24 protein-coding genes are annotated in these 25,308 nt (G+C 39.5%); 3 read left to right on the forward strand and 21 right to left on the reverse strand.

The genetic code is table 11. From position 1 onward, the window contains the following. Positions 1-174: 174 nt before the first annotated feature. The 15 genes from J7W16_RS15025 to uraD all read right to left on the reverse strand — a co-directional run bounded on the left by J7W16_RS15025 (position 175) and on the right by uraD (position 15,228). Entirely contained in the window at positions 175-1,350 is a 1,176-nt protein-coding gene (locus J7W16_RS15025) for an ATP-binding protein (RefSeq protein WP_210598149.1), read from the reverse strand. An 89-nt stretch (positions 1,351-1,439) separates the two neighbouring features. After that, on the reverse strand, positions 1,440-2,123 hold the full coding sequence (locus J7W16_RS15030; protein ID WP_246880036.1) for a Na-translocating system protein MpsC family protein: 684 nt from the start codon (positions 2,121-2,123) through the stop codon (positions 1,440-1,442). Positions 2,124-2,421: 298 nt separating this feature from the next. Further along, complete coding sequence (locus tag J7W16_RS15035) at positions 2,422-3,114, reverse strand: Na-translocating system protein MpsC family protein (RefSeq protein WP_210598151.1); 693 nt, start codon at positions 3,112-3,114, stop codon at positions 2,422-2,424. A gap of 205 nt (positions 3,115-3,319) precedes the next feature. Continuing rightward, positions 3,320-4,315 carry an L-glyceraldehyde 3-phosphate reductase gene (gene mgrA / locus J7W16_RS15040; protein ID WP_210598153.1) on the reverse strand — a complete coding sequence of 332 codons (996 nt, stop codon included), beginning with the start codon at positions 4,313-4,315 and terminating at the stop codon, positions 3,320-3,322. A gap of 27 nt (positions 4,316-4,342) precedes the next feature. Next, positions 4,343-5,269, reverse strand: coding sequence for an aldo/keto reductase (locus tag J7W16_RS15045; RefSeq protein WP_210598154.1), 927 nt, complete (start codon positions 5,267-5,269; stop codon positions 4,343-4,345). Between the two features lie 443 nt (positions 5,270-5,712). Next, on the reverse strand, positions 5,713-6,654 hold the full coding sequence (locus J7W16_RS15050; protein ID WP_210598156.1) for a Gfo/Idh/MocA family protein: 942 nt from the start codon (positions 6,652-6,654) through the stop codon (positions 5,713-5,715). A gap of 96 nt (positions 6,655-6,750) precedes the next feature. Beyond that, complete coding sequence (locus J7W16_RS15055) at positions 6,751-7,593, reverse strand: fumarylacetoacetate hydrolase family protein (RefSeq protein WP_210598158.1); 843 nt, start codon at positions 7,591-7,593, stop codon at positions 6,751-6,753. Between the two features lie 2 nt (positions 7,594-7,595). Beyond that, positions 7,596-8,777, reverse strand: a complete 1,182-nt coding sequence (locus J7W16_RS15060; protein ID WP_210598159.1) for an amidase — start codon at positions 8,775-8,777, stop codon at positions 7,596-7,598. A gap of 17 nt (positions 8,778-8,794) precedes the next feature. Next, on the reverse strand, positions 8,795-10,036 hold the full coding sequence (locus tag J7W16_RS15065) for a pyridoxal-phosphate-dependent aminotransferase family protein (protein ID WP_210598161.1): 1,242 nt from the start codon (positions 10,034-10,036) through the stop codon (positions 8,795-8,797). 15 nt (positions 10,037-10,051) lie between these two features. Continuing rightward, positions 10,052-11,299, reverse strand: coding sequence for a Zn-dependent hydrolase (locus J7W16_RS15070; RefSeq protein WP_210598163.1), 1,248 nt, complete (start codon positions 11,297-11,299; stop codon positions 10,052-10,054). 270 nt (positions 11,300-11,569) lie between these two features. Beyond that, positions 11,570-12,616, reverse strand: coding sequence for an ABC transporter substrate-binding protein (locus tag J7W16_RS15075; RefSeq protein ID WP_210598164.1), 1,047 nt, complete (start codon positions 12,614-12,616; stop codon positions 11,570-11,572). Between the two features lie 30 nt (positions 12,617-12,646). Next, on the reverse strand, positions 12,647-13,510 hold the full coding sequence (locus J7W16_RS15080; RefSeq protein WP_210598166.1) for an ABC transporter permease: 864 nt from the start codon (positions 13,508-13,510) through the stop codon (positions 12,647-12,649). After that, a complete protein-coding gene (locus tag J7W16_RS15085; RefSeq protein WP_210598168.1) occupies positions 13,511-14,305 on the reverse strand; it encodes an ABC transporter ATP-binding protein in 795 nt (264 codons plus the stop codon). A gap of 12 nt (positions 14,306-14,317) precedes the next feature. Further along, the gene (gene uraH, locus J7W16_RS15090; protein WP_210598170.1) at positions 14,318-14,692 is read right to left on the reverse strand and encodes a hydroxyisourate hydrolase; all 375 of its coding nucleotides are present in this window, start codon (positions 14,690-14,692) and stop codon (positions 14,318-14,320) included. 14 nt (positions 14,693-14,706) lie between these two features. Beyond that, on the reverse strand, positions 14,707-15,228 hold the full coding sequence (uraD, locus tag J7W16_RS15095; protein WP_246880037.1) for a 2-oxo-4-hydroxy-4-carboxy-5-ureidoimidazoline decarboxylase: 522 nt from the start codon (positions 15,226-15,228) through the stop codon (positions 14,707-14,709). Positions 15,229-15,563: 335 nt separating this feature from the next. Between uraD and J7W16_RS15100 the strand changes: the two genes are divergently transcribed. Beyond that, positions 15,564-17,240, forward strand: a complete 1,677-nt coding sequence (locus J7W16_RS15100) for a PucR family transcriptional regulator (protein ID WP_210598172.1) — start codon at positions 15,564-15,566, stop codon at positions 17,238-17,240. A gap of 193 nt (positions 17,241-17,433) precedes the next feature. Here the strand turns inward: J7W16_RS15100 and J7W16_RS15105 are convergent, their stop codons facing one another. From J7W16_RS15105 to allB, 6 genes are all read right to left on the reverse strand, one after another. Next, positions 17,434-18,069 (reverse strand): nucleotidyltransferase family protein, encoded by a 636-nt coding sequence (locus J7W16_RS15105; protein WP_210598173.1) that lies wholly within the window; start codon positions 18,067-18,069, stop codon positions 17,434-17,436. A gap of 11 nt (positions 18,070-18,080) precedes the next feature. Then, positions 18,081-19,145, reverse strand: coding sequence for an XdhC family protein (locus J7W16_RS15110; protein WP_210598175.1), 1,065 nt, complete (start codon positions 19,143-19,145; stop codon positions 18,081-18,083). A gap of 4 nt (positions 19,146-19,149) precedes the next feature. Further along, a complete protein-coding gene (locus tag J7W16_RS15115) occupies positions 19,150-19,635 on the reverse strand; it encodes a 2Fe-2S iron-sulfur cluster-binding protein (protein ID WP_210598176.1) in 486 nt (161 codons plus the stop codon). Next, positions 19,632-21,902 carry a xanthine dehydrogenase subunit D gene (gene pucD / locus J7W16_RS15120; RefSeq protein WP_210598178.1) on the reverse strand — a complete coding sequence of 757 codons (2,271 nt, stop codon included), beginning with the start codon at positions 21,900-21,902 and terminating at the stop codon, positions 19,632-19,634. Before pucD ends, J7W16_RS15115 begins: the two co-directional genes overlap by 4 nt. Further along, entirely contained in the window at positions 21,880-22,776 is an 897-nt protein-coding gene (locus tag J7W16_RS15125) for an FAD binding domain-containing protein (protein WP_210598180.1), read from the reverse strand. Before J7W16_RS15125 ends, pucD begins: the two co-directional genes overlap by 23 nt. 107 nt (positions 22,777-22,883) lie before the next feature. Next, complete coding sequence (gene allB / locus J7W16_RS15130) at positions 22,884-24,257, reverse strand: allantoinase AllB (protein ID WP_210598182.1); 1,374 nt, start codon at positions 24,255-24,257, stop codon at positions 22,884-22,886. Positions 24,258-24,649: 392 nt separating this feature from the next. Between allB and J7W16_RS15135 the strand changes: the two genes are divergently transcribed. Both J7W16_RS15135 and J7W16_RS15140 read left to right on the forward strand, forming a co-directional pair. After that, positions 24,650-24,847: a DUF2281 domain-containing protein gene (locus J7W16_RS15135; RefSeq protein WP_210598183.1), complete on the forward strand. Its 198-nt coding sequence runs from the start codon at positions 24,650-24,652 to the stop codon at positions 24,845-24,847. After that, positions 24,837-25,175: a type II toxin-antitoxin system PemK/MazF family toxin gene (locus J7W16_RS15140; RefSeq protein ID WP_210598185.1), complete on the forward strand. Its 339-nt coding sequence runs from the start codon at positions 24,837-24,839 to the stop codon at positions 25,173-25,175. Before J7W16_RS15135 ends, J7W16_RS15140 begins: the two co-directional genes overlap by 11 nt. Positions 25,176-25,308: the final 133 nt, after the last annotated feature.

The following is a 25,308-nucleotide window of genomic DNA, read 5'->3' on the forward strand; positions in this document are numbered from 1 at the left end:
ATGAAATATACGTAGACTCCTGCGGGATCTAAAGCCAAGGCTGAGACCCCGCAGAGCGAAGCTCGAGGAGGCTCAGCGGCTTCCCGCGGAAAGCGTAGTATATTTCAGGAGCGGTGTTTCTACTCTACCTATAATTATCTGGCTTTTATATAGTCTTAACCTAATTGTCCGACCTCATGCCTTTTTATGATAAGGGAATGTGATGCTTACGTTTGTTCCGCGGTCTTCTTCGCTTTCAATCATTAATTCCCCTTGATGTTCTGAGATAATATGCTTGCACATCATTAGTCCAAGCCCTGTACCTTCGCTTTTCGTAGTATAAAAGCTATTCCCTAAATGGGCTAGCTTCTCAGAGGACATTCCACTCCCTTGGTCAATAAAGGAAAAGCAGGCAAAGGAATGTTCTTTTTTTAGTTTTATTTCAATTATTCCGCCATGCGGCATTGCTTCGATTGAATTCTTAAGGATATTTATAAACACTTGTTTCAGTTTATTCTCATCTGATAAAAGGTACAGCGGTTCCTTATGATGATCAAAACTCAATTTGATCTGGACATTATGTAAAGATGCTTGCGTATCTAAAATCGTTAGTACTGAATCGAGAATAGGTATGACATTATTTCTTTTCATATTAAATTTCTTTGGCTTAGCTAACAGCAGCAACTCCCCGACAATTGAATTAATCCGTTCAATTTCTGACAGCATGATATTCGTATATGTTACATTACTAGCATCGTTGTTCTTCATTAATTGCAAAAATCCTTTTAGACTTGTTAAAGGATTTCTAATCTCATGGGCGATTCCTGCTGCAAGCTCGCCTAGAACTGATAATTGCTCAACGTGAAATCTCTTTTCGTTCGAGGCTGTTGCAAATTCGTTACCCTTAAACAAAAACAGTCTAATGGTCTCCCCATCTTCTTGCCAAGATGTATGACTTACTTCGATTAATGCACCGCCGTTAATAGAAAGTCTGATATCTTCATGCTCATTCAACTGATTTGGGAAACTTGGAAATACCTCAGAAAGAGCTTTGTTACGTAATCCTTCTTCATCAACCTTTAACAACTCTTGAAGAGGTCGGTTATAGTTGAAAATGCGAGATTCTTTGACTAACATAGCAGCCTGTGGCAATATCTGTATAATATTATTAGCACTCGCATTCTTTGTTTGGTGCTTACTTTTGAAACTGTTATATAACCACCCACTAGCACCAATGACGATCCCAACAAGAACGATAAAAGGTATCACACTATACTTCAATAACTGAGCAAATATAAAAGTGAATAAAAGAGAGACGGTAAGAAACAAAATGAGTACTAACGGCCATTTGTCTTTATACTTCCTAAACATGTCGAACCCCTTTCAAATAGAAAAAAGACCTAACCCTCCGCGGTAGGAAAGTTAGGCCATGAGAGACTTTTATTCTCTGCATTTACCCTTTATTTCAAAACAAAACACATGAGTGATTCGTCTTGTTTAAAATTCCAACTAATAAAAATATCACGTATTTTTCTTCCAACTATTTTTTCAAAATGACCCTCTAGATGAAAATACTTTTTCTCTAATTCACTTTTGGTCAGTAATAATTCATCTGAAAAACCCTTTTTAATTAAAGCTTTTTCTATCTCAATTAGAATACCGAAGCGCTTCACTAATATGAAGGACTCAGAAGGAACGGTTGTTACGATTTGTTCAGGTACTTTCTGTAACATAGCACTGATCCTACTAATTTCTTCTTCAAATTCACTTAGGTAGTCTACTGACAAATCCTCTATTGCAATATGATTTGTGTCTAACAAATCTAGGATCATAATTCCTGAGTTATTAGAGAAATTCCAATCATCATGGAATTGATCGATTTCTACATTAAGAACACTTTGAGTATAACCCGCTACTTCTTCAAGTACCGTCAGAATAACACATCCACGAGCTTTTTCTACATATTCTGGTTTCCCTTGTGTAATTAGAATTTCTTCCATCGGGGAGATGAATCCACGTATATGTAAAATCAGATAGTTCTTTGAAAGAGTTGCTGAACATGTCTCAGGACCTCTCCCAAATTTCTTTCTTAGTAATTTGCTAGTAAAACTGCTAATTTGAGTAAGACTCTCTTGTATGTTCAAAGAATATCTATGTCCCTTCTTACTGAGACGAAAATCAATGCCTTAAAAACATCGACCACTCTCATTTTATCATACTTAGCCCGTTTATTTAATTTCTTTTTATTTACAAGGAATGTAATTAATTTGTAGTTTAAGCAAGATCACACTAGTTATACATTTATACCCTATAACTCATTAATCTAAACAAAAAGAAATAAGCCAAAACAAAAGTGTCCCTTTCATTTTGACTTAGATTAGATTGGAGAATTCTTTTTAATCAAAGGTGAATTAGCATCTACTCGTACAGGAACAACTGTCATTATTTCAACCAAAATACAGAATAGCTTTTATTATTTTTATAGTCCCACATAATACAAATGTCTGAAATGGATTTATTTATAATCAATTCAAATTCACCCCTGTAGTGATTAAAGCGTTGTTGAATATCACGAGAACGTTCAAATAGAATATCCGAAAAACCTTTTTCATGCAGTAAATGCTCTGTTCTAATCATTACATCCTTACTTTCAAATATATATAAAGATGAATTCATCTTGAGTAGATTGACATCAGATGGGGTTTTATGGACTCTCGAACTAACAATTTGGACCTGTTCACATAATAAACTGTCCTCTTTCGATTCAAACTTGGAATTCATCACCGGTGTTGGATCATCAAATAGAAGGATCAGTCCTATATTCGATTCATAATTCCAATCATGAAAGAAGGTCACGGCTTTGAAACCAGTTATTCTGTAAATTTCTTGCTTCAACTCTTCAAAGATTGCTTTCATAATCACAGACCGAAACTTGAGAGCAAGACCTAATTCATTCTTATGTAAAAGAACATCCTCTGCTGGTGTTCGAAATTGCTGTACACGAACAGCCATCACATTCTCTTTAATGATCGAGTAACAGGTTTCTGGACCTTTTCCAAACTTTTGTTTCAACTGCTTACTAATATAACTACTTATTAATAGCAACTCTTGCTTATTATCTTCTGACTTTATCATTAATCCTAAATCCTCCTTGTAGCAAAGCGACAAAAAATGGCCTAACTTCAACAAGAGGTGAAGTTAGGCCATGAATAAGACATCTATACATATGTATATTATTCTTCCATTTACCATAGGTATATTTACTTGTTATTTTGTACGAATTAATATGATTTTAGCATAAACATCTAGTCAATTCAATGTTTTCATCTGTAAATAAACATTAGCTATTTAAAATCTGATCAATTTGAGTGAGCTCTTCCGTTGTGAAGGATAGATTGTTTAGAGCGGCCACATTATCCTCTATTTGACTCACCCTACTTGCCCCAATTAGAGCAGAGGTCACCTTTCCATCTCTTAAAACCCAAGCTAATGCCATTTGAGCAAGGCTTTGTTGCCTATCTTCTGCTATTCTATTTAACTTTTGAATTTTCGTAATTACTTCTTCTGTTACTTGATCTTCTCCAAGTGCTCCAGTTGATTTCGCTGCACGAGAGTCTTTTGGCACTCCACCTAAATATTTATTTGTCAAAAGTCCTTGTTGTAATGGACAAAACGCAATCGATCCAATCTTGTTTTCCTCAAGCACATCCTGCAAACCATCTTCTTCGATCCAACGATTCAGCATTGAATAGCTTGGTTGATGAATTAGCATCGGCGTTCCTAGCTCTTCTAAAATCTCAATTGCTTTGGCAGTCTGTTCAGCGTTATAACTAGAAATCCCAACATATAATGCTTTTCCTTGTCGAACAATTTGATCAAGTGCTCTCATCGTTTCTTCAAGAGGTGTGTTTGGATCCGGACGATGAGAATAGAAAATGTCAACATAATCAAGACCCATTCGTTTCAGGCTCTGATCAAGACTGGCAATTAAGTATTTCTTTGACCCCCATTCACCATAAGGACCATCCCACATATGATAGCCTGCCTTCGAAGAAATAACTAATTCATCCCGGTATGGTTTAAAATCTGTTTTTAAAATTGTTCCAAACATTTCTTCAGCAGAACCAGGTGGTGGACCGTAATTGTTTGCCAAGTCAAAATGGGTAATGCCAAGATCAAACGCTCGACGGAGCATTGCCCGTCCATTTTCAAACGTATCTACACCACCAAAATTATGCCATAGACCTAATGAAATGGCGGGAAGGAGCAAGCCTGAATTGCCTGTCCGATTGTATTTCATACTATCATAACGAGTTGGGCTTGCTAAATAAGTCATCTCTATTTTCTCCTCTTCAAATTAAAGTTATTTTTTTACCGCTTGAGGATGCGTCGGTTTAATCATATCTAACGACGCTGCAGCGGCATTGGCTTCTACTTGTTCAACATTCTTGCAACCTGGTATTACGCTAGTTACAGCATCATGCTGTAAGCACCAAGCTAGAGCCCATTGAGCCATACTCACACCCTCGGGAACTTCATTTCGTTTAATTTCCTCAATAAGCTTGAGCTTCCTCTCTACATCTAACTGATCTTGTCGTGAGCGAACATCATTTGCATCAAAAGTCGAACCAGGCTTGTATTTCCCACTTAAAAATCCACTCGCTAATGGTACTCTGGCAAGAACACCTAGGTTTTGCCGCTGGCATGAAGGGAAGACTGCTTCCTCTGGCTCGCGTTCTAAACGATTATAGACGACTTGAATCGCACTAGCATTAACCTCCGTCGCTCGATCCGTTTGATAGATATTTTGATTACTTCCAATTGAAATTCCTAAATGCTTGATTTTCCCTTGTTGTATTTGTTTGTCTAATGTTGTCCAGAGATCATCATTATTAAAGACTTCATCACTTCCTGAATGGAATTGATATAAGTCAATATAATCAGTTTTAAGCGCTTTCAAAGAATCATCTAACTGCTGAATAACCTCCTCAGCCCCCCAGTGATTCGTTCGATTGAATTCACCATGAAAGTGATGCCCAAACTTTGTCGCCACAATCCAATCTTCTCTAATGTCATTTTGTAGATATTGTCCGATGAATTTTTCAGAAAGGTGATCACCGTAGCATTCAGCTGTATCAATCAGATTAATGCCAACTTCTTTTGCTTTATGTAAAACCGCATCAACCTCTTTTTGAGTGAATTCTTTTCCCCACTCTCCTCCAAATTGCCAAGTCCCTACCCCAATCACAGAAACATCTAATTCCGCCCTGCCAAGCTTACGATACTTCAAGAGCTTTTCCTCCTTCAAAAAGTAAGTATTTCATTGGACTTTACGTATTGCTAATTTAATTCTACCATTATTTCATCATTGAACCAATTAATTGAAATGATTGTAATTAATTCACTAAGAATCGATAAGCATATAGCACCTTCCGAAACTATACGGACATTTGATCCCTTAATTTCACTTAATCCTCTATCCTAGCATCCTTAAAGGACATATGATCCGCTATTTCATACTAATCTTATAAAAATGAGAGGTATCGTACGTAATAACGGATTCAATGTCCGTTACGCCGTGTATTTTCGTTTTTTACACTGATTAGCGGAACCAATGTCCGCAAAAAATCTAGTATGCCCTGAGCCTTGCTAGTTCTACTAAAAACCAATGGTCAATTGTGATTATTTAAAGGGGGAAATCCTCTATTGATTTCCCCCCTTTATATCCAGCTTCTACTTGTGTGCTTCATCAATTAGTTCTTGAACGAGTAGACCTTCATGGAAATCAATGATAAAGGCTTCTTCACCGTTGATTGCTTTATGAAGTTCATTCAATAATGAGGTAGTCGCTTGTTTTGGTTCTAGTTCATTTAAGGCTTGGCCTCTCTCCGCTTTTTTCAGAACTCTCCAGTTTTCAAGGGAGATGGATTGCTCCGTTCCGTGGATCGTAAAAGCAATATGCTCTTGTTCTGCTTGACCGACAAGACCATCAACTAGCACATTTATCCCGTTTTTAAGCTTCAATCTAGCCATTAATCCAATTTCACTATCCTCGTCTGCTTGAGGAAACTCAACATCCATAACCGTTTCATCCACTTCACCGAAAAGATGGATCAGCATCTGTATGTAATGCGGCATAATTTCTCGAATGAATCCACCTTGCTTGCGAGTGCCGATCCAAGGTGTTTGCTGCCATGGCCGTGGCCATTGGTCAAATTGCATACTTAATTCAATACGACGTATCTCTCCAAATGCACCGACATTGACCCACTCTTTGATTTGCTCGAATTCTGCTTGATATGGTAAAGGGAAATGGATAGCATGAACAATTCCAGCCTCTTTCGCCTTCTCATACATGTCTTTAGCTTCTTCAACAGAATTGGCTAAAGGCTTCTCACATAGGAGATGCTTCTTCTGTTTGATCGTTTCAATAACGACTGGATGATGATAAGCAGGTGGGACAGCAACATAGACAAGATCAACTGCAGCATCTGCTATTAGTTCCTGATAGTTTGTATATCCTCTTGCATTACAGGCTGCTGAGGTCTCCTCCAGCAATGCCGCGTTAACATCACAAACCGCTTCAATTTCAAATTTATCGTCTTCAGTAAAGGCTTTCACTAACCGTTGACCAACAACCCCTAAGCCAACGATTCCTACACGAATGACCGTCATATACATCCCTCTCCTTCTTTTTCTACAGTAGAAGTATACTAAAATAATACAAAGAGCAAAAGAAATAGCCATAGAAAGCAGCAAAAAGGTTGCTTCCTATGACCTAGATACACCATTAACTAACGGTCTAAATCCATCAATTCTACATTCAATTAACTTCGCTTCACTAAGTACAGCAGCACCTGGTGTTCCAGTCATAATAATATCACCAGGTAGTAAGGTGGTAATCTTGGACAAATAAGAAATGATTTCGGCCGGTGATAGAATCATATTTTTCACAGTATTCTTATGTTGTTCGACACCATTGACGACCGTTGCTACACTATAGTCTTCCATTTGAGAAAGATCATTGACGGTAATTAGTTCTGGACCAAAGCTAAAAAATGTATCAAAGCTTTTTGCCCTTTGCATAAAACGTGGGTTTTCGGCATGGATATCGGCAGCAGTCATATCTAAAGCTTGCGTGTAGCCTGCAATATATAATTGACTCTCCTCCACTGAAATGTTTTTACCCTTTTTGCCAATGATGATCGCCAGTTCAGCTTCCCCTGTTGTTTTCTTAGATTGAGGAGGAATCGCGATCGTTTCATCAGGTCCAATCATGCTGGATCTAGGCTTCATAAAGAAGATAGGATCTGATTCTAGCTTTCCACCAAGCTCTTTTCGCATTGCCACGTAATTCATTCCAATTCCCCATATTGCACCTGGATTACGATAAAGGGGGGCATAGCTTATTTCTGGGAAAGGAATGAGTTCATATCTTTCAGCTTGGTAACCAGATGTAGACCATGCTTGAATGACAGCAAGCCTTTCGTCAGTAATTAGATCAAGCAAAGATTTGTCCCACTCCTTATTTACTTGCTCAAGCGGAAGTGCCCCCGCTTCTGTCAGTAAACAACAAACCTCTTCTCGGCCAAGTCTAATTGTCGCAAGCTTCATAATTACTCCCTACTCTCTAACCATAACTCTTTATTTGCTTCAATCCACTTTAGTAACCTTAGGTCTTGATTAGCACCAGCAATAAATGACAAACCAACTGGTGCACCATCGACGTCTCCTACTGGGATCGTCACTTGTGGCAATCCAGTAAGACCAGCAATTGCACATAGCTCCATTGTACTTGAACGTTTTTTCTCAAGTTCCTTGCCACTCATGCCAATTAGGGGAGCGACTCCAGGTGTTGTTGGAATAACCAGGACTCCATCGTTCCCAACTAATTCATTGACTCGACTGCGAACTTTATTTCTTTCAATTGTTTTAGGCTCATATTTATCACGATCAAGCGTACTAGCCCATTTGAAACGATCTGCAATATCAGGAGCAAATGTCGGATTCGTTTCTTTAATCCATTGTTGATGCGTTTCCCATATTTCAATTCCTTGGATCAAACGAAATAACGTCATCCATTCTGATAGCCCATTTGTAGCTAGCTTTGGTGATGTAACTGTCGAAAACCTTTCTTGAATCGCACTTCGAAATGGAGATAGTAGTTCTTGACTAGCTGCATCTGTTACTGCCCATGCATCAGTTGGAATAATCAGCTTTGAGAAAGCTAATTCGGTATCCGCCTGATCTGTAAACAACACGTTCCCAACGTTTAGTAGAGTTTCTGTATCTCTTGCCATCCATCCAACCGTGTCAAAGCTCTCGGCGAGTGGGATAACCCCTTTAGTAGAAATCGCTCCGTGGGTTGGACGAATACCAAATAGTCCACAATAAGAAGAAGGTACTCGAACCGATCCGCCTGTATCAGTCCCTAGAGCGAAATCAGCTACACCTGAGGCTACCACTACTGCCGAACCACTCGATGAACCACCTGGAATACGTCTAGAATCTTTTGGGTTAGTCGGTGTACCATAATGGATATTTTCACCATTTAAACTGAACATAAGTTCATCTGTTATTGTTGTACCTGATAGAGTAGCCCCCTCTGCAAGTAATGCATCTATGACAGGTGCGTTCCCAACTGCTGCTTCGTGTGTGCGAAGCCAATCTGGATTGCCCGCACTAGCGGTTACTCCTTTTATGTCAAAGATATCCTTAACTGCAAAAGTTAGTCCTGATAGCTTGCCATCTCCCGTAGGTTTGACAACGACTTGTTGATCAACAAATCCATTATTCATTTTGCTGCCTCCTTAGCCTATGCCTCTACTTTTTCAGACTGCTTATATATATCCAATGCCGCTTGAACCCCTTCACCGACATGTAGCTTTGCTTTATGTCTAAGTAGCACGGCTTCTAAAGCTGCAAGAGTTAGTAAGACATTACGTTGCTGGCAGCTGTATCCCATCGTACCAATTCTCCAAATTTTCCCGTGAAGTGGCCCAAATGAACTGGCAATTTCAATTCCAAAATCATCTAAGAGCATCGATCGGACTGAGTCTCCATTAATCCCTTCAGGAATAGTGACACATGTTACGGTTGGTAGCTTACTAGCCTTGTCTCCAAAAAGAGAAAGGCCCATTGCCTCTAGACCAGCGACTAATGCCTGCTCATTTTTTTGATGACGGTCATATCTATTAGCCAAGCCTTCTTCTAAGATGATTCGAAGTCCCTCATGTAATCCGTAGAGCATTGTTGTCGCCTCAGTGTGGTGATTCAGTCGTGCTGGACTCCAATAATCCTGTAATTGGCTTAAATCAAGATAATTACTTTGAATTCTTCGATCCTTCTGGGCAAGTCTTTGCTGCTCAGAGGAAACAAGTCCTTTCTCAATTGATTTACGTTCAAGCAGTATTTTCTCAATTCGGTCGTTATAGGTTAACGGTGCCATCCCCGCGGGGACAGAGATACATTTCTGTGTACCAGTGATTAGTCCATCAATCATCCATTCATCGGTTTTCACCTCTGTTCCGGCAACGGTTGCAACTGCATCAACTAGGAGAAGAACGCCCATTTCACGGCATGCATACCCTATCTCCTTTAGTGGTTGAACTCGCCCTGTTGACGTATCACCATGAACCATTGCAACAACTTTTGGGTTGACTCTTTTCATTTCTTTAATAACATCATTAGGTTCAAAAACCTTGCCCCACTCACAGTGAATTAGATGAACGTCGGCACCACAACGCTCGGCAATCTCTGTTAATAATCCGCCAAAACGACCAAAGGAAGGAATTAATACTTTATCTCCTTCTTCAATTACACTGCAAAGCATTGCTTCAATGCCTGCTCGTGATGTACCGTCAACTGGAAATGCCCAATGATTACTCGTCTGAAGAACCTCTCTCAGCATCTCCATCGTTTCGTTCATTAATGAGGTAAAACTAGGATCGAATTGCCCTAATATTGATGAGGACATCGCTTTTAAAACCCTTGGATCAACTTCAACTGGACCAGGAGTCATAATCGTTCTCGCAGGAATTTGTAAAGGTGTATTCATGTGTAATCCTCCACTCTATTTACTTGCAAGCTGAACTAATGTATTAAGTAAAACCTGTGTACCGGTTGCACAATCTTCTTTGCTCGACCACTCTTTAGGATTATGACTAATCCCGTCTTTTGAGCGAATAAAGATCATTCCCATTTTCGTCATTTTCGACATAATTAACGAATCATGTCCTGCCCCGCACTGGAGTTTCATTGTTGGAATTGTTAGGTCCTGGCAAGCTCCCTCTAACACTTGAATAATCTCCTCAGAGCAAGAGGTAGGGTCGACATCCTTTTTTATGTCGATCAAGTACTGTGCATTTCTTTTTTGACAAGCTCTTTCAACAGATTCATAGACGGCATCAACCATCTCAGCCCTTTTTACTTTATCAACATGACGTAGATCAACCGAAAATGAGGCTTTGCCAGGAATAATATTTACTCCACCTGGTTCAATAGTCATTTTCCCGACTGTTCCAACCCCATCATATTTTTTGGCAATGGTTTCAATGTTTAATATTATTTCAGCCATTGTAAGTGATGCGTCTTTTCTCATATTCATCGGAGTCGCACCAGCATGGTCAGCACTCCCAGTAATCGTAATATCTAGCCACAATGGTCCTTGTATATCTGTAACGATTCCAACAGAGAGACCCTGCTCCTCCAATACTTTGCCCTGCTCTATATGCATTTCTATATATGCCTTGATCTCTCCTTTATTTCGCGTCGCATCTTTGTATAAAGCCGGATCAAGATTTGCTTGGAGAAATGCTTCACGATAAGTGATCCCATCATCATCAATTAAGTCAAAAACATTTTCCTTTAACTCTCCAGCCATTGCTTTACTTCCGATATACCCTGTTCCAAACCTTGTGCCTTCTTCATCCAAAAAGGAAACGACTTCGATCGAGTGCTTCAATTGCACTCCAGCCTCCATCAAGGTTCTAATTGCTTCAATTGCCCCAAGCACACCAAGTGCCCCATCAAAAATGCCTCCTTGCTGGACTGTATCTATATGAGAGCCAGTTAAGACAGCCGGTGCAGTGCTGTCAGTACCTTCCCATCTTCCAATAATATTTCCTACTGTATCAATTCGTACATCTAGACCGACCTCTTCCATTAAGTCAACTAATGCCCCTCTTGCTTGTAGATCAGACTTAGTTAACGACAGTCTTGTTATGCCTTCTTGGTCAATTGGTGAACTAGAACCAATCTCAGCTAATTTCATTAAAGAATCCCATAGTCTCTGTTGATCAATTCGATATGCTACAACCAAGTCAATCACTCCTCTCAAGATGTTTCATTATACTCAGTTTAGAAAAGCCACTTGAGTTAGTCATTATTCAATTAAGCTAATAAACTCAGAATTATTTGTTCAATCTAACTAAATCAAATGCTAAAATCTCGCAACCTCTAAAGATGTAGCACGAACTCCTTTACTCGTTTCTGTAACAAAATGTGCCAAGTAATTCAGTGAATTTCAGATACTAAAGGCCTCAAAAGGTTATGCATCTACCCTTTGAGGCCTAGTGAGTCATTTCCTACGTTATTCTAGAAATTCAGTTGTGAAGATCTCTGTTGCTTCTACTTCATCATCAAGCAATTCAAGCTCTAGCAACTGACTAATTAATGTACTCCATCTTTCTTCTGTCATATATCCCACACCATGCTCTGCTGCATCATTACCGTATACAAATTCTTTTTGTGCCTCTGTTTCAAATGCCAATTCTTCTAACTCAATATTAGGGTTTGCCACTTGAATCACTTCATTGATCTCTTCAGAATTGTTCTCATAGTAATCCCAGCCTTGAGTGAAGGCATTCATAAATTGTTGAACAGTACCCTTGTTTCCTTCTAAATAGTCCTTAGTTACAAAAAGTACGACATTGTAAGGATCAAAACCTGACTCTGAAACAAGTATTGTTTCTGTTGCAACACCCTCTCGTTCAAGGAAGAACGGTTCAGATGTAACAAAGCTTTGACTTACAGAGTTTGGATCATCAATGAAATTAACATGTTGTCCAGTGTAGCCTAATTCAGTTACCCCACTTAGGTCATATTTAGCTTGTAGGTATGCCCAATAAGGTATACCTGGTTGAATATAAGCTGTACGTCCGTTCATATCTTCAAAATCCTCAATTCCTGCACCTTCATGAAACATCATAGCTGCAGGACTATTCTGTAAAGAGGCAGCTATTGCAACGAGTTCAATTCCTTGATTACGAGCGATGACTAGCTGATCGGCATGTGCTAAACCGAACTGTGCTTGCCCGGAGGCTACAATCTGAATAGATGATACTTGAGGCCCACCTGGTTCTATTTCAACTTCAAGACCATTCTCCTCGAAGTAACCTTTTGAATCAGCAGCGAAGAAGCCACCCTGTTGACTTTTAGGGAACCAGTTTAAGACTAATTTTACCGCTGTCGTCTCTGAAGCTTCCCCACCTCCATTTGCTCCCGAGCCCTCTTCATTATTTTCTGTAGTGTCATCGGTAGCAGCTGGCTCTTGTCCACCACACGCAGCAAGGATGCAAATGAACATGAAACTTAGCATAACGGCTAACCATTTTCTCTGAATATTATGAATTCTCATTTTAAAATGACCCCTCTCTTTATATAATTATTATTTATCAACCTTCATTGCAGACTCATGCCAAGATCCAAGGACATACTTAGCAAGTAAGCTAATCAGAAGGTAAAAGCCAATTCCTAAAACCGCTGCGGCAATTCCGCAAGCAAATAAGAATGATGTGTTTACCTGTATTGCCGAAACAGTTATCGCATAGCCCAAACCACCTTTACCACCACCAACTCCGGCAACATATTCACCGACAATCGCTCCTACGATCGAAAGAGTGCAGGAAACCTTCAACCCAGCCATAATAAATGGCATTGCAGCTGGAATACGAAGCTTCCACATCTTCTGCCAATTCGAAGCATTATACAGCGAAAATAATTCATCCATATTTTTATCAACTGAATTGAGTCCCATTAAGGTATTAGAAATGATTGGGAAAAACCCGATTAGAAATGAAATAACAACAATAGAATTGAAACCAGAACCAAACCATATAACGATAATTGGGGCAACAGCAACAACAGGTATCGTCTGTAAAATGATCGCATATGGATAAATACTTCTTTCGAGAATTTTTGAACTAGCAAGTAGAATCGATACACCTATCCCGATCACAGCACTTAAAAAGAAACCAATCATCGATTCCATTACTGTTACACGAACGGCTACCAATAATAAATCCCAACTTTTAATGGTCGCTGCTATCACGTCAGTCGGCTTCGGGAAAATATAATGTGGCATGCTGAGTAGAATCGGTACAAGCTGCCACAGGGCGATAAACACAACAAATGCAACAATTGGCCCCAGATAGAGCTGTTGGAATTTCAGCCATTTACTTTTACTATTCACAAGCTTCATTTTGTCAGTTATCGTTATCTTCTTCGTCACATTAGCAACGGGTGTCGACATTTACACCAACTCCTTTTGTTCGGAACTTCTCTCTAGCTTTTCTGAAGCAAATTTAACAAGATTTGCAAACTGACGATCTGTCCGCATCTCCAATGTTCTTGGGTAAGGTAGGTCTACATCAATCGTAGCAGATAATCGCCCAGGTCTAGCTGACATAACGGCAATTTTTGATGATAAGAAAGCTGCTTCAAAGACATTATGGGTGACAAATAGAATCGTTGTGTTCGCCTTCTCCCAAATTTGTAAGAGCTCCAGCTGTAAATTCTGCCTTGTCATTTCATCCAATGCTGCAAAAGGTTCATCCATTAACAATAACTTTGGTTTTGCAGCCAAAGCACGTGCAATCGAGACCCGCATTTTCATTCCACCAGATAACTCCCGAGGGTAAGCAGATGCATAATCCTTTAATCCAACCATTTCTAGCACCCTAATGGCTTCTTCCTTGCTTTGACGCTTACTCATTCCCCGAAGCTCTAATGGTAAAATAACATTATCAATCACTCTTCTCCACGGAAGTAGATTGGCCTCCTGGAAAACGAATGCGATATCGTTTGATTCCTTAATTAATTGTTTCGGAGATTGTCCAAAAACCTTCACTTCTCCTCTTGTTGCTTCACCTAAGCCAGCAACCATTCGAAGAGCTGTTGATTTGCCGCAGCCAGACGGGCCAAGAAAACTGACAAAGTCACCTTCATTAACCTCAAGGTTGAAATCACTTAAGGCAATCGTACCGTTCCCATAGACCTTATTGACATGTTCAAAAGTGACAATGGCATTGTTACTAGTAGAAGTCATTCTTTCTCCCCCTTAACTTCCTCGATATGTGCTGTAGCCACCCGGTGCGATTAAGAGCGGCACATGATAATGCTCTTTCGAAACAATAGTAAAACGAATCGGAATACTATCCAGAAATGGGACTTCTTCATCCTGTGACATTCCCTTGTTTGCATAATACTCTCCGACATTAAAAATCAATTGGTAGGTCCCTGTCTTGAATGAATCTCCCTCTAATAATGGTTTATTTAACCTGCCATCATCATTTGTTCTCGCTTCAACTAATTTTCTTGGCTTTGTTGGCTCCTCGTAATCCCATAGTTCGACCAAAATCCCTTTACCTGGTTTTCCTGTACTAATATCTAAAACATGCGTTGTTAGCTTACCAATTGCTTGCTGTTCATCCATTATCTTGTCTCCTTCTAGCTTTCTGCTACAAAAGATTGTTCAATCATATCATCAAGACGAAACTTGGCTATTTTACTTACTTCAGTTAGAGCCGTTTTTCGTTCCTCTTGAACAGTGTTAGCAATTCGTTGCTCCATTGCCATTTGGATCGACTCCTTTGTATGTCCGCGTACTGCCAAGATAAAAGGAAACCCAAATGTATCTACATATACATGATTTAGACGAGAAAACTTCTTAAATTCTTCTTCCGTCAGTTCATTCAAGCCAGCCCCTTTTTGTTCACTCGTCGAGGCTTCCGAAATTTCTAATCTTGTACCAAGGTCGGGATGTGAACGTAGTAATGACAATTGACGATCTTCTTCTGCCTTGTTCATTTCCTCAATTAACAACATATACATTGTATTGGCATTATCGAAAGGGTGATGCTTCCAGGTCCGCTCTGCTACCCAAGGCGAATGCTCAAATACAACTCCAACCGTCTTTACAAACTCTTCTTTTGACATCTCATTTACTTCAGCCATTGATATCATCTTCATCCCAACCCCTAACCCTGTTTTGATTACCCTCATCTTAATTAAAAGGAATAAATCCGTCATTGTACAATACAACCAAAATCATGTCCGATTATTAGTGTAATCAACTAAGCAATAGCGACAATTTTATTTACCAGACATTCATTCCGGTCATAATCAACGAAGGCACTGTTAGATTTTCGATCACTCTTTTCAACAATGATCTTTCTTTTATTTTGGATGATTCAACCAACAATTGGATAAAAGTTGTGATATATTCTAACAAAAAAGTTTGAGTGACCGCTATTTTCTTGTACATTATTGACAATAGGTTTTTCTATTAAAGGAGTTGGTTGGAAATGAAGTTAGTAGACATATTAAATCTCCCAACATTTAAAGAAGCTATGATTGTTGCAGGCAATAAAGGAATTGAGAATAGTGTACAATCGGTCAATCTTATGGATGCTCCAGATATCATTCATTATTTAAATAAAGAACAGCTGTTATTAACAACTGCCTATTCGATTAAGAACAGCCCAAATGCCCTGATCAAGCTTGTTGAACAAATGGCTAGGCAAGGCTGTGCAGGACTTGGACTAAAGACAAAGAGATATATTGATGAAATTCCTGAAGAAGTTATCAAATTGGCTAATCAACTTAACTTTCCAATTATTGAGATTCCCCTTAATTACTCCTTAGGTGAGATGCTTAATGAAGCATTAGGCTGTATTTTAAAAAGAAGAACCCACGAGTTAGATTACGCATTATCGGTTCATCGCGAGTTCACTGATATTGTGATTTCGGGTGGGGGGTTTTTGAATATTATTGAAAGCTTGGCATCCATCATTAAAGTCCCTGTCATTCTTTTAAACTACCGTCTTGATGTTATGGCCTACTCAAATGATATCGATAAAGAAGCGTTCTTTGATGTGTATTGGCATATCCATGAGAAAGTACATCATGAGGATTTAGACACATACAAAGTATTGACCCTCCCACGACAGGATTCCGATACCGAATATAACGAGTTTTCCATTTATCCTATTATTACAACGAACCAGCAAAAGGGCTATATCATCATTTTTGGATCTGCTCTATCGAATGAATACCCATTTACATTAGCTGTTGAACAAGCAGCCAACGTAATTTCATTTGAATTTATGAAACTTCATGCAATTGAACAACATTCAAGAAGATTAAAAAATGAGTTTTTTACAGACTTAGTCGAAGGATCAATTGCCTCAGAGGAGGAAATCATCAACCGCGGAAAAACATATCATCTCGATAAATCACATCAATACATTTGTATTACTTCAAAAATAGATGAGATTTCAGAGCTTTATGTTGAAAAATATCCGTTAAAATCCGAGAAGGAAATAGGAAATCTGCGTGACCGGATTTACGAGGTGATTGAATCGATGCTGTCGAAACAATTTGATAATGTCATTTTGTTTACGAAAGGTGACCTTTTCATTATTTTATTAGGATTTGATTTTTACGATGATCTAATTGAGAAGACAGTCTTTGAAGCTATAACGGATGTTCAACATGACCTATTCGAAGGCAATGCCACTTCTTTGTCATTTGGAATTAGTAATTATACCGAACGGCTTAAAGATATACCAACTACTTTTCAGGAAGCCGTCGATGCCCTTCGTAGTGGATATCGAGAGAACAAGAGGAGATTTATCAAAACCTATCGAATCAAGGAACTGACGGAGATCTTCAAAACCATTCCATCGCAAAAGCTAAAGGAATTTTACAAAACGTCTCTTAAGGACTTGGCTTACCCTGCTGATAAGGAAAAGGAAGACCTCATTCAAACATTAACGGTCTACTTGAATAATAATTGTCAGATTTCAGAAACATCAAAAAAGTTATTTGTTCACAGAAATACGGTTATCTATCGAGTCAAGAAATGCGAGGACATCCTTGGTATTGATCTAAAGGGGGAGGATGAGACACTTCGTCTGAGAATCGCTCTCTTTATCGGAAGTTTGTTTCCTGTCCAACTAGGGGTTGCTTCGACAACTTAATATTGTAACATGAAAAAGGTATGATTTTCACCTTTTTCAGCGGCCTTTAAGCAATGAGCGAAACCGTTGCGGTGTCTTAAGTCCTGCTATGAGTGTGTTTCTCATAGAAGGCGTGCAACGTGTGGAGCCATTGCTACTTCCTTGAAACTGCTAAAAAGGACTTTTGCAGCAGTCTCGTTCTGAATCATTTTATTCAGTCAGACACCCTTTTCCCGATGTACCTCTCAACCCTTAATGCTTCTTCATAATCATCTGGTGTATCAATATCAAAGAGAACAGAAGACTCATCCACTTCTAACCTAAACATCTCCGCTTGTTTAATGAATGATTTACCACCAGCTTCACTTCCCTCTTCAACTAACCTCAATTCCTGAAAGTGAGCTAAAAACACAGGATGACCAGGCTGATTCTCATAGTATGGTCTTACTGCAATCGCCATCTTTCTTTCTTTTGCTATTTGACAGCCTTTTTCAAGAATGTTACGTATCATCTTATCTTCAATAAATGGTTGATCAGCTAAAAAGAACATTACAGACGACTCGCTTGGAACAAGCTGAATCCCCTTCAAAAACGAAGTATGCTGGCCAAGTTGATAGCTGCTATTAACTACCCATTTGAATCTCGAATCAGGCAGACTAATCTGCTCTCGAATCAAATCTGCCTTATGCCCAACAACAACAAGAATCTGTTCAAACGGAACAGCTGCAACCTTCCGCATCACCAATTCAAGAAGAGGATGTTCCTTTATCTCTAATAGCTGTTTCGTCCTCCCCATTCGAGTAGACAAGCCAGCAGCAAGGATCACTGCATAAGTAGAATGATCGCTCATTCAACCCCTCCTCATGTCGGGTTAATGTTAGTAATGATTTGAATTGGGTTTCTGCCCCTTTGCTGTTGTCTGCTTTCATGTCGTACTTTGATCAATTCGGCTAATACACTAATACTAATCTCCTCGGCTCCTTCAGCGTGAATATCTAATCCGATCGGCGAGTGAACCCAACTCGGAATAGGAGCCGAATCAATTAGTCTCTCCGTTCTACGTCTCGGTCCTAGAATTCCTAAATACTTAGGTTGATTTTCTAGAAAGTACTCAAGAATTTTTTGATCCTTCATGAAGCTATGAGTCATAATTAACACATAACTATTTGCTTTCATGTTATTCCCCTCTAAAAAACGTTCAGGATGTTCTGAGACAAGCAGGCTCGCTTTTGGAAAATAGTTTGTTTGACAGCGATCTTCTCTTGGATCAATGACAACTGGCTTAAAACCAAACTCTGCTGTTCTAGCAACAATAGGTTCTACATCTGGTCCACCACCAAAAATGTAAAGTATATCATCTGGCTCTAACCACTCTATCGTAAAATTTGTCTTAATTGTTTCAGACTCTAAATATTGAAAGGATGTTAGCTGACTTTGATATTGATAACCTAAACTGACTAGACTCTCCTTACTAACATTTCCAAAAACCGAACCATCTTCTCCTAAAAATAGACGAGCCCCACTATGTTCCCCTTCTATTCCATTGACCATAAGCACTTTTTTCGTTTGATCAAGTAAGTCCATAACAACAGACCATTCATCGTTCCATTGCAGAGGCTCAACATAAACCTTAATTTTACCGTTACATCCCGCACCCTGTCCCCATCCAAGGTCATCCTCTGATCGTAAGTCATAGGAAACGCTTTTTGTAATAAAACTAGCAATAACCTCTGTTGCATGATGAGCTAAGTCATCCTCTAAACATCCGCCACTAATTAGACCATACCGCTCTCCATTCGCCGCAAACAACATTTTCGCTCCAACATGTCGATAAGCAGAACCATCCACCTGAGTTACTGTCGCTAATGCGAACACGCTAGTTGGGTTCATCTTAAGCTGCTGCAAAAAGCAATAAAACTCATTCATTGTTCTACCTCCTCAAAAGCTGACTAGACTGTTCGTTGACAATTCGTTCAAGCGCACGATAGATTCCCCCGTAGCCTGTGCAGCGACAAAGATTCCCTGACAAAGCTTCTTTCAACTCTGCAAATGTCGCTTTTGGATGCTCTAGCAACTTCGCTTTGATCGACATCACCATACCCGGAGTGCAATAACCACATTGAAAGCCACCCTCCTCAAGAAAGGCTTGCTGAATTGGATCGATCTTTTGCTCACTTACACCTTCAATTGTTGTGACTTTCTTGCCTTCGCACTGATAAGCCATCGTTAGGCAGGCGTTCATTTGTTTTCCATCAACCATGACCATACAGGCACCACATCGACCAACCTCACACGAAACCTTTGTTCCTGTTAGATTAAGATCGTTTCTCAACAGATCAACTAGTCTACTTGAAGGAGAAGTACGAAGAACAATCTGCTTTTCATTTAGTTCAAAGTTTAATAGATACTCATTCATACTTTCTCCTCCCGTCTCTTTTTAACTGAAAAAGGTGACTCAATTAGTTCTTCTGGTGAAATTGGTAGCTTCTTCACCCATTTCCCTGTCGCCTTATGAACAGCAGAAACGATTGCTGGAGCAAGAGCAACAGAGCCAATCTCACCAACCCCACGCGGCCCGAAAACATCACCATCAGGTAATTCTTCAATTGCTTCAACATGCTGATCCTCAGGTACATCATAGATCGAGGGGATAAGATACGTATCAAAATTCTTCGTTACATAGCTTCCGTCATTGATAATGGCATCCTCTGTTAAGGTGAAGCCCATTGCCATAATGCTTCCACCTTCAATCTGGCCAACATATCCCATTGGATTCATAACTGGTCCAGCAGCCACAGCATGATCAATTGCTATCACTCGCACCATTCCTGTCAGTTCATTCACTTCCACTTCTACGATTGCTGCGATGCTTGAATAAAGATAATGAGCCCCTATTATCGGATCAGGAGTTACCGGATAGTGGAACTGTGTGTTGAATTCAAATGTCTGACCATTTTGTACCATCTCAGCAAAAGAAATAACCCTGTCTGAATCCTTGATCCAAACCCCTTTTCGGCCAATCTCCAACTGGTCCAAAGGTACAGCACAAACCTTACCAACATACTCATACATCGCTTCTAAAAACGGTCCCTTTAAGCGATTCAATGATTGCCATACCATATTTGTCGTTCTAGATGCAGTAGAGGATCCGCTCTGGGGAACTAGATCCGTATCACCGATCATAATGCTAAGGTCCTCTGGCTCACAGTTAAAATGATCGAGTAACATGATCTCTAATGTTGGAATTAAGCCTTGACCGAATTCCTCATGCCCAAATGCAACCTCAATTTGACCTTGATTATTCAGACGAATCAAACCTCCTGCATGATCTGGAATCCCGTATCCAAGACCTGACCCGTGCATTGCAATGGCAGCACCAACCCCTCTTTTTATCCAAGGTGTTGTAGCATTCCATTCAGATGAGACTGTCTTATTCCAAAGCTTGGATTGCATTGCTGCTTCCCAGACTTGATCTGGTCCGATAGTTGGAATGACCTTTTGTCCAAGTGGCCCTAGATCATCAGATGCCCTTAAGTTCCTTCCTCTTAGTTCCCATGCATCAATACTTATCATCTCAGCCAGTCGATCCATTTGACCTTCTAAGGCGAAGATAACTTGGTTACCACCAAACCCTCTGAACTCTCCTGAAAGCCCATTATTCGTATACACAACCGTGCCATTTACTTTCACATTTGGAATCGAATATGGACCAATCGCGTGCTCTGTAGCAAAATTTAAAACAGGTGCGCCCATTGTTGAATAGGCACCTGTATCAGAAAGAATATCAACAGAATGTGCAACCAACTTTCCGTTTGAATCCATTCCTGTTTTCATTTTGATCTTCATCGGATGTCTTTTTAAGCCTGCCTTTACTGAATCTTGCCGAGATTGATGTACCTTAACCGGGACACCGCAGCGTAGTGCAAGCAGGGCACCATATGGCTGCACATTTAATTCATCTTTCCCACCAAATGAGCCCCCAATTGGACTTGAGATAATCCTGATTTTTTCTTCTTCACATCCTAAAATTCGGGAAAGCTGCATTCGATCCTTATAGCCATGCTGTGTCGGTGCATAAACGGTTAGATAGCCATTTTCCTCTGGGATGAATAATCCTCCCTCCGTTTCCATATAGGCGTGCATTTGCCGGGGCGTCATATACACCTCTTCAACAATGTAGGCACAGCCTGCAAACATTGTCTCAACATCACCTTTGGTATAGTCGGTTTGATGAAGGATATTGCCCCCTGGATGAAGCTTCGGTGAGTCCGGCTCTAGTGCCGCTTCAGGACTATCTATAATTGCTAGCATGTCATAGGTTACTTCAATAAGAGCCGCTGCTGCTTCTGCGACCTTTTCGTCTATTGCTGCAATCGCAGCAATCGCATCGCCTTCATATCGCACAACATCATGACAGAAGACTGGCTGATCTGGCTGATTGATTCCATAGCCATTTAACCCCGGTACATCCCTAAACGTTAGGATTGCTTTCACTCCTTCTAACGCCTCTGCTTTTGAAACGTCAATTGCTTTTATCTTCGCATGCGGGATTCCGGCTCTGACGATTTTCCCAATCAACATGGTTGAATCCGATAGGTCTGTCAAATATCGAAGCTCTCCAGTCACTTTTTCAGCACCATCTCTTCGGACTCTCCAATTTTTATGATTCTTGTCTAGGAGCAAGCGGATCACCACCTTTACTCTGAGCTAAATGATAGAATTCACTTGAAATTAAGTTAGCTATGACTCCCTTTTTATATGCTGACGATGCAAAAGGATCCGATTTTACAATTACTTCCTCAGCAATCGTTTGATTTACTTGTTCAAGTAGCTGTTGTGAATAAGGTTGATTTTCTATTTTCGCTGCTGCAAGGGCTAGCTTCATCGTTCGTGAAGCCCCTCCACCTGCAGCGAGTTTAATATGTTGAAAGATTCCGTCTTTCGTTCTTTCACCTACTCCAGCCACGGTGACTACAGAAGCAGTAAACGTTTCTCGTCTACCTATTTTAGTGTAAAAACAGAAGTCTCCCTCTTGTGTCGTTTGAGTGACGGGAATCATTATAGCGACTAATATCCGGCGATGATTTTGAAGTGGACTCACTAACCAATCCTCTAGCCTTTCATATTCATAGTTTGTGCCGTTAAACCATTTTAAATAGGAATCATATACCAGCAGGGCTGGAAGTGTATCTCCTGTCGCAATTGAAATATTTCCACCTAGTGTTGCTTGATTACGAATGGATGGAGCGGCAATATTTTTGCATGCCTTCGCAAGCAGTGGCACTTTAGTATTTACTACTGGATCAGTGATACAGCTTGCTAATGTCGTTGATGCCCCGATAAAAACCATTGTTTCTCCATTTAGAGATGTCTCATTGATCCCTTTCGTTTCATTCAGACTTTCAAGACTGATCAAATGCGGCGACATCGGTAATAGATCTGCTTCCCATTGTGTCCGTAGCCATGTTCCACCTGAGACATAGGTGTATTCCTCAGCGAGGTTGTTTTGGATGCTCCAAGCCTCTGATATATCTTTCGGTCTCCAGATCGTTTGCATTGTCGACACCCTCTCAACCCTTTCGTTTTCAATTATTTTACGGAAGCCCCCACCAAAAGACATTAGTTAAACTAAACAAACAATCATTCTGTTTCTAGTTAGTTCCTCTAATAATCAAATAGATCTTTTCCAAACCCTTGCCTCCCCTTCACTTTTCCCTCTTGATAGACAACCGTTCCTCGTACGATCGTATTCGTAACAACACAAGCTGCCTCTAGTCCTTCATATGGAGAATAATTGTTTTTCATTAAAATGTTAGATTTATTTACTGTTAATTTTTTCGAGGTGTCTAATATAGTCAAATCAGCCAATTGCCCCACTGCAACCATGGAGTTCTTCGCTTTAAGCCTAAAGCGATCAGTAACATTGCTAGTTAATAATGGAAGGATCTCACTCCATTCAAGTCCTCTTTTCCTTGCTTCACTTATAAAGAAAGGAAACCCAAACTGAACTCCTTGAATTCCCCCCCATGTCTGCCATATCGATTGCTGACCTTCATCCTTCATTGATAGTAGGCAGGGCGAGTGATCGGTCCCAATCATGTCAACTAATCCTTCCTTAATACAGCTCCATAGCTGTTCGACTGTTCCTTGATCACGTAAGGGCGGGGCACATTTGAGAATTGACCCCTTTTCCAAGAAATCCGTTTCATTAAATAATAAGTAATGTGGACAAACCTCAACAGATACATCCGCCCCCTTCCTTTTAAATTGGTTGATCAGCCGAATTGCTTCCGGTGAGCTAACATGAACAAAATGAATAGTTGCTCCTGTTTCGAGTGCACAGTGTAATGCATGCTCAATTGATCGAAACTCTGCTTCTAATGGGCGACTTTCTAGAAATGCTTTACGATCTTTCCTTTTATCAGCTAATAATACTTGCATTCGTTCCTCAATAAATTCATTGTCCTCAGCATGGAAGGCTAGAAGCATATTAAGCTCTTTTGCTATTTTCATTGCTTCAATGATTTGTTCTTTCTTTAAATGAGGAAAATCGTTAATTCCACTCTCAGAAAGAAATGCCTTAAAGCCAACAATGCCTTTTTCTTTCATTTTTGTTAGACAATCAAAATCTGAAACATTCTCGGAGGTTATTCCACCCCATAAGCCAAAATCAATATGGGATTGCGTGTAGATATGCTTTCTTTTACGTTCGATTATTTCCTCATCAACAGCTGATGGACTGCTATTTAATGGCATATCAAAAACAGTTGTAATTCCACCTGCGGCTGCCGCTTGGCTTCCTGTTCGGAATCCCTCCCAATCGGCACGCCCAGGATCATTGAAATGAACATGTGCATCAATAAAGCCAGGAACAATCAATTGTTCAGAAGCATCAATAACCATAAATTCCTCTTCATTACTTATCGTTTCATCAACTGAGATAATTTGACTAATCCGTTCGTCAATAATAAGAAGCTGTGCTGCTACAAATTGATTTCCTATATAAATCGAGCCATTTTTAATTAACAATTTAATCATTTGCTCTCGCCCCTCAAGACCTTTTCTCTATTTTGTATGATTTAACTAAAATTTCAGTAAATTTTGTCAGAAAATCTAGCACACTAATTATGAGGCCACTGAAAAAGATGAAGTAATTTCCGTTCTTCTGAAGCTGCATAAGAAATATTTGTGATATGTTGGACTTAAAGTAAACGTGGCAGGATATTTCAATAAGTTGAAACTAATACCGAGGATTCTATTCTAAAGTTAACGGTACACGAAAAAGATTTGGCTACTGCTAAAGGGTTATTGGAAGAAAATAAGGAGACGTTATTGCATTAACAGGGGAGCTTTACTAAAACACCAATGGTTTGAAGTAATCCAAAATGATATAATTAAATAAAATATTCATGAAAGAGGTGATGTGTATCATGAATACTGCTAAAGAACGATTACTCAAGATTATTGATGAAATTCCAGAGCAAGAAGTCGATAAAATTTTGGACTTTGCTGAATATTTAAAGGTAAAAAGAGAAAAAAGTCTATCAGAAGATTTAACAAAAGCGAGCGAAAGTAGCACTGATTTTTGGGATAATGATATAGATGATGAGGTTTGGAATGACGCATAAACAAGGGGACATTGTTTTAGTTCCAGTACCATTCAGTGATTTATCAAATAGAAAACAACGCCCTGTTCTTATTATTTCAAACGATGATTATAATCAAATGACGGATGATGTTCTTGTTGTGGCTATTACATCACAATTAAAAGACCTTGACTATTCAGTCGTGATTGAACTAGAAGACTTAGATGAAGGTGCTCTAAAAGTTACATCGGCAGTGAGAGCAGATAAAGTTTATACACTTTCAAAAAGAATCATCAGAAAAAGATTTGGTAAGGTGAAAATAGAAGTATTAAATAGCGTTCGAACTAAAATAGAACTTTTAATAAAATAGTAATTAAAACTTGTAAAGACGGGCTGCAATGAGCAGTCCTTTTTGGTTATCGAGTGGTGCAATTGATTTATAAGTATTGTGAATGAGTACACTTAAATTATGGTCTTCTTGCTCCCTTTTCAAATAAAGAAAG

Source organism: Halalkalibacter suaedae (assembly GCF_017939705.1).
In the GTDB taxonomy this organism is placed as follows: Bacteria; Bacillota; Bacilli; order Bacillales; family Bacillaceae_D; genus Halalkalibacter; species Halalkalibacter suaedae.

What these genes read in the sequence shown, in the direction of transcription:
- J7W16_RS15025 (WP_210598149.1), bottom strand. Translation starts at nt 1,350, where the DNA reads ATGTTTAGGAAGTATAAAGACAAATGGCCGTTAGTACTCATTTTGTTT.
- J7W16_RS15035 (WP_210598151.1), bottom strand. Translation starts at nt 3,114, where the DNA reads ATGATAAAGTCAGAAGATAATAAGCAAGAGTTGCTATTAATAAGTAGT.
- mgrA (WP_210598153.1), bottom strand. Translation starts at nt 4,315, where the DNA reads ATGACTTATTTAGCAAGCCCAACTCGTTATGATAGTATGAAATACAAT.
- J7W16_RS15050 (WP_210598156.1), bottom strand. Translation starts at nt 6,654, where the DNA reads ATGACGGTCATTCGTGTAGGAATCGTTGGCTTAGGGGTTGTTGGTCAA.
- J7W16_RS15055 (WP_210598158.1), bottom strand. Translation starts at nt 7,593, where the DNA reads ATGAAGCTTGCGACAATTAGACTTGGCCGAGAAGAGGTTTGTTGTTTA.
- J7W16_RS15060 (WP_210598159.1), bottom strand. Translation starts at nt 8,777, where the DNA reads ATGAATAATGGATTTGTTGATCAACAAGTCGTTGTCAAACCTACGGGA.
- J7W16_RS15065 (WP_210598161.1), bottom strand. Translation starts at nt 10,036, where the DNA reads ATGAATACACCTTTACAAATTCCTGCGAGAACGATTATGACTCCTGGT.
- J7W16_RS15075 (WP_210598164.1), bottom strand. Translation starts at nt 12,616, where the DNA reads ATGAGAATTCATAATATTCAGAGAAAATGGTTAGCCGTTATGCTAAGT.
- J7W16_RS15080 (WP_210598166.1), bottom strand. Translation starts at nt 13,510, where the DNA reads ATGTCGACACCCGTTGCTAATGTGACGAAGAAGATAACGATAACTGAC.
- J7W16_RS15085 (WP_210598168.1), bottom strand. Translation starts at nt 14,305, where the DNA reads ATGACTTCTACTAGTAACAATGCCATTGTCACTTTTGAACATGTCAAT.
- uraH (WP_210598170.1), bottom strand. Translation starts at nt 14,692, where the DNA reads ATGGATGAACAGCAAGCAATTGGTAAGCTAACAACGCATGTTTTAGAT.
- uraD (WP_246880037.1), bottom strand. Translation starts at nt 15,228, where the DNA reads ATGAAGATGATATCAATGGCTGAAGTAAATGAGATGTCAAAAGAAGAG.
- J7W16_RS15100 (WP_210598172.1), top strand. Translation starts at nt 15,564, where the DNA reads ATGAAGTTAGTAGACATATTAAATCTCCCAACATTTAAAGAAGCTATG.
- J7W16_RS15105 (WP_210598173.1), bottom strand. Translation starts at nt 18,069, where the DNA reads ATGAGCGATCATTCTACTTATGCAGTGATCCTTGCTGCTGGCTTGTCT.
- J7W16_RS15110 (WP_210598175.1), bottom strand. Translation starts at nt 19,145, where the DNA reads ATGAATGAGTTTTATTGCTTTTTGCAGCAGCTTAAGATGAACCCAACT.
- J7W16_RS15115 (WP_210598176.1), bottom strand. Translation starts at nt 19,635, where the DNA reads ATGAATGAGTATCTATTAAACTTTGAACTAAATGAAAAGCAGATTGTT.
- J7W16_RS15125 (WP_210598180.1), bottom strand. Translation starts at nt 22,776, where the DNA reads ATGCAAACGATCTGGAGACCGAAAGATATATCAGAGGCTTGGAGCATC.
- allB (WP_210598182.1), bottom strand. Translation starts at nt 24,257, where the DNA reads ATGATTAAATTGTTAATTAAAAATGGCTCGATTTATATAGGAAATCAA.
- J7W16_RS15135 (WP_210598183.1), top strand. Translation starts at nt 24,650, where the DNA reads ATGAATACTGCTAAAGAACGATTACTCAAGATTATTGATGAAATTCCA.
- J7W16_RS15140 (WP_210598185.1), top strand. Translation starts at nt 24,837, where the DNA reads ATGACGCATAAACAAGGGGACATTGTTTTAGTTCCAGTACCATTCAGT.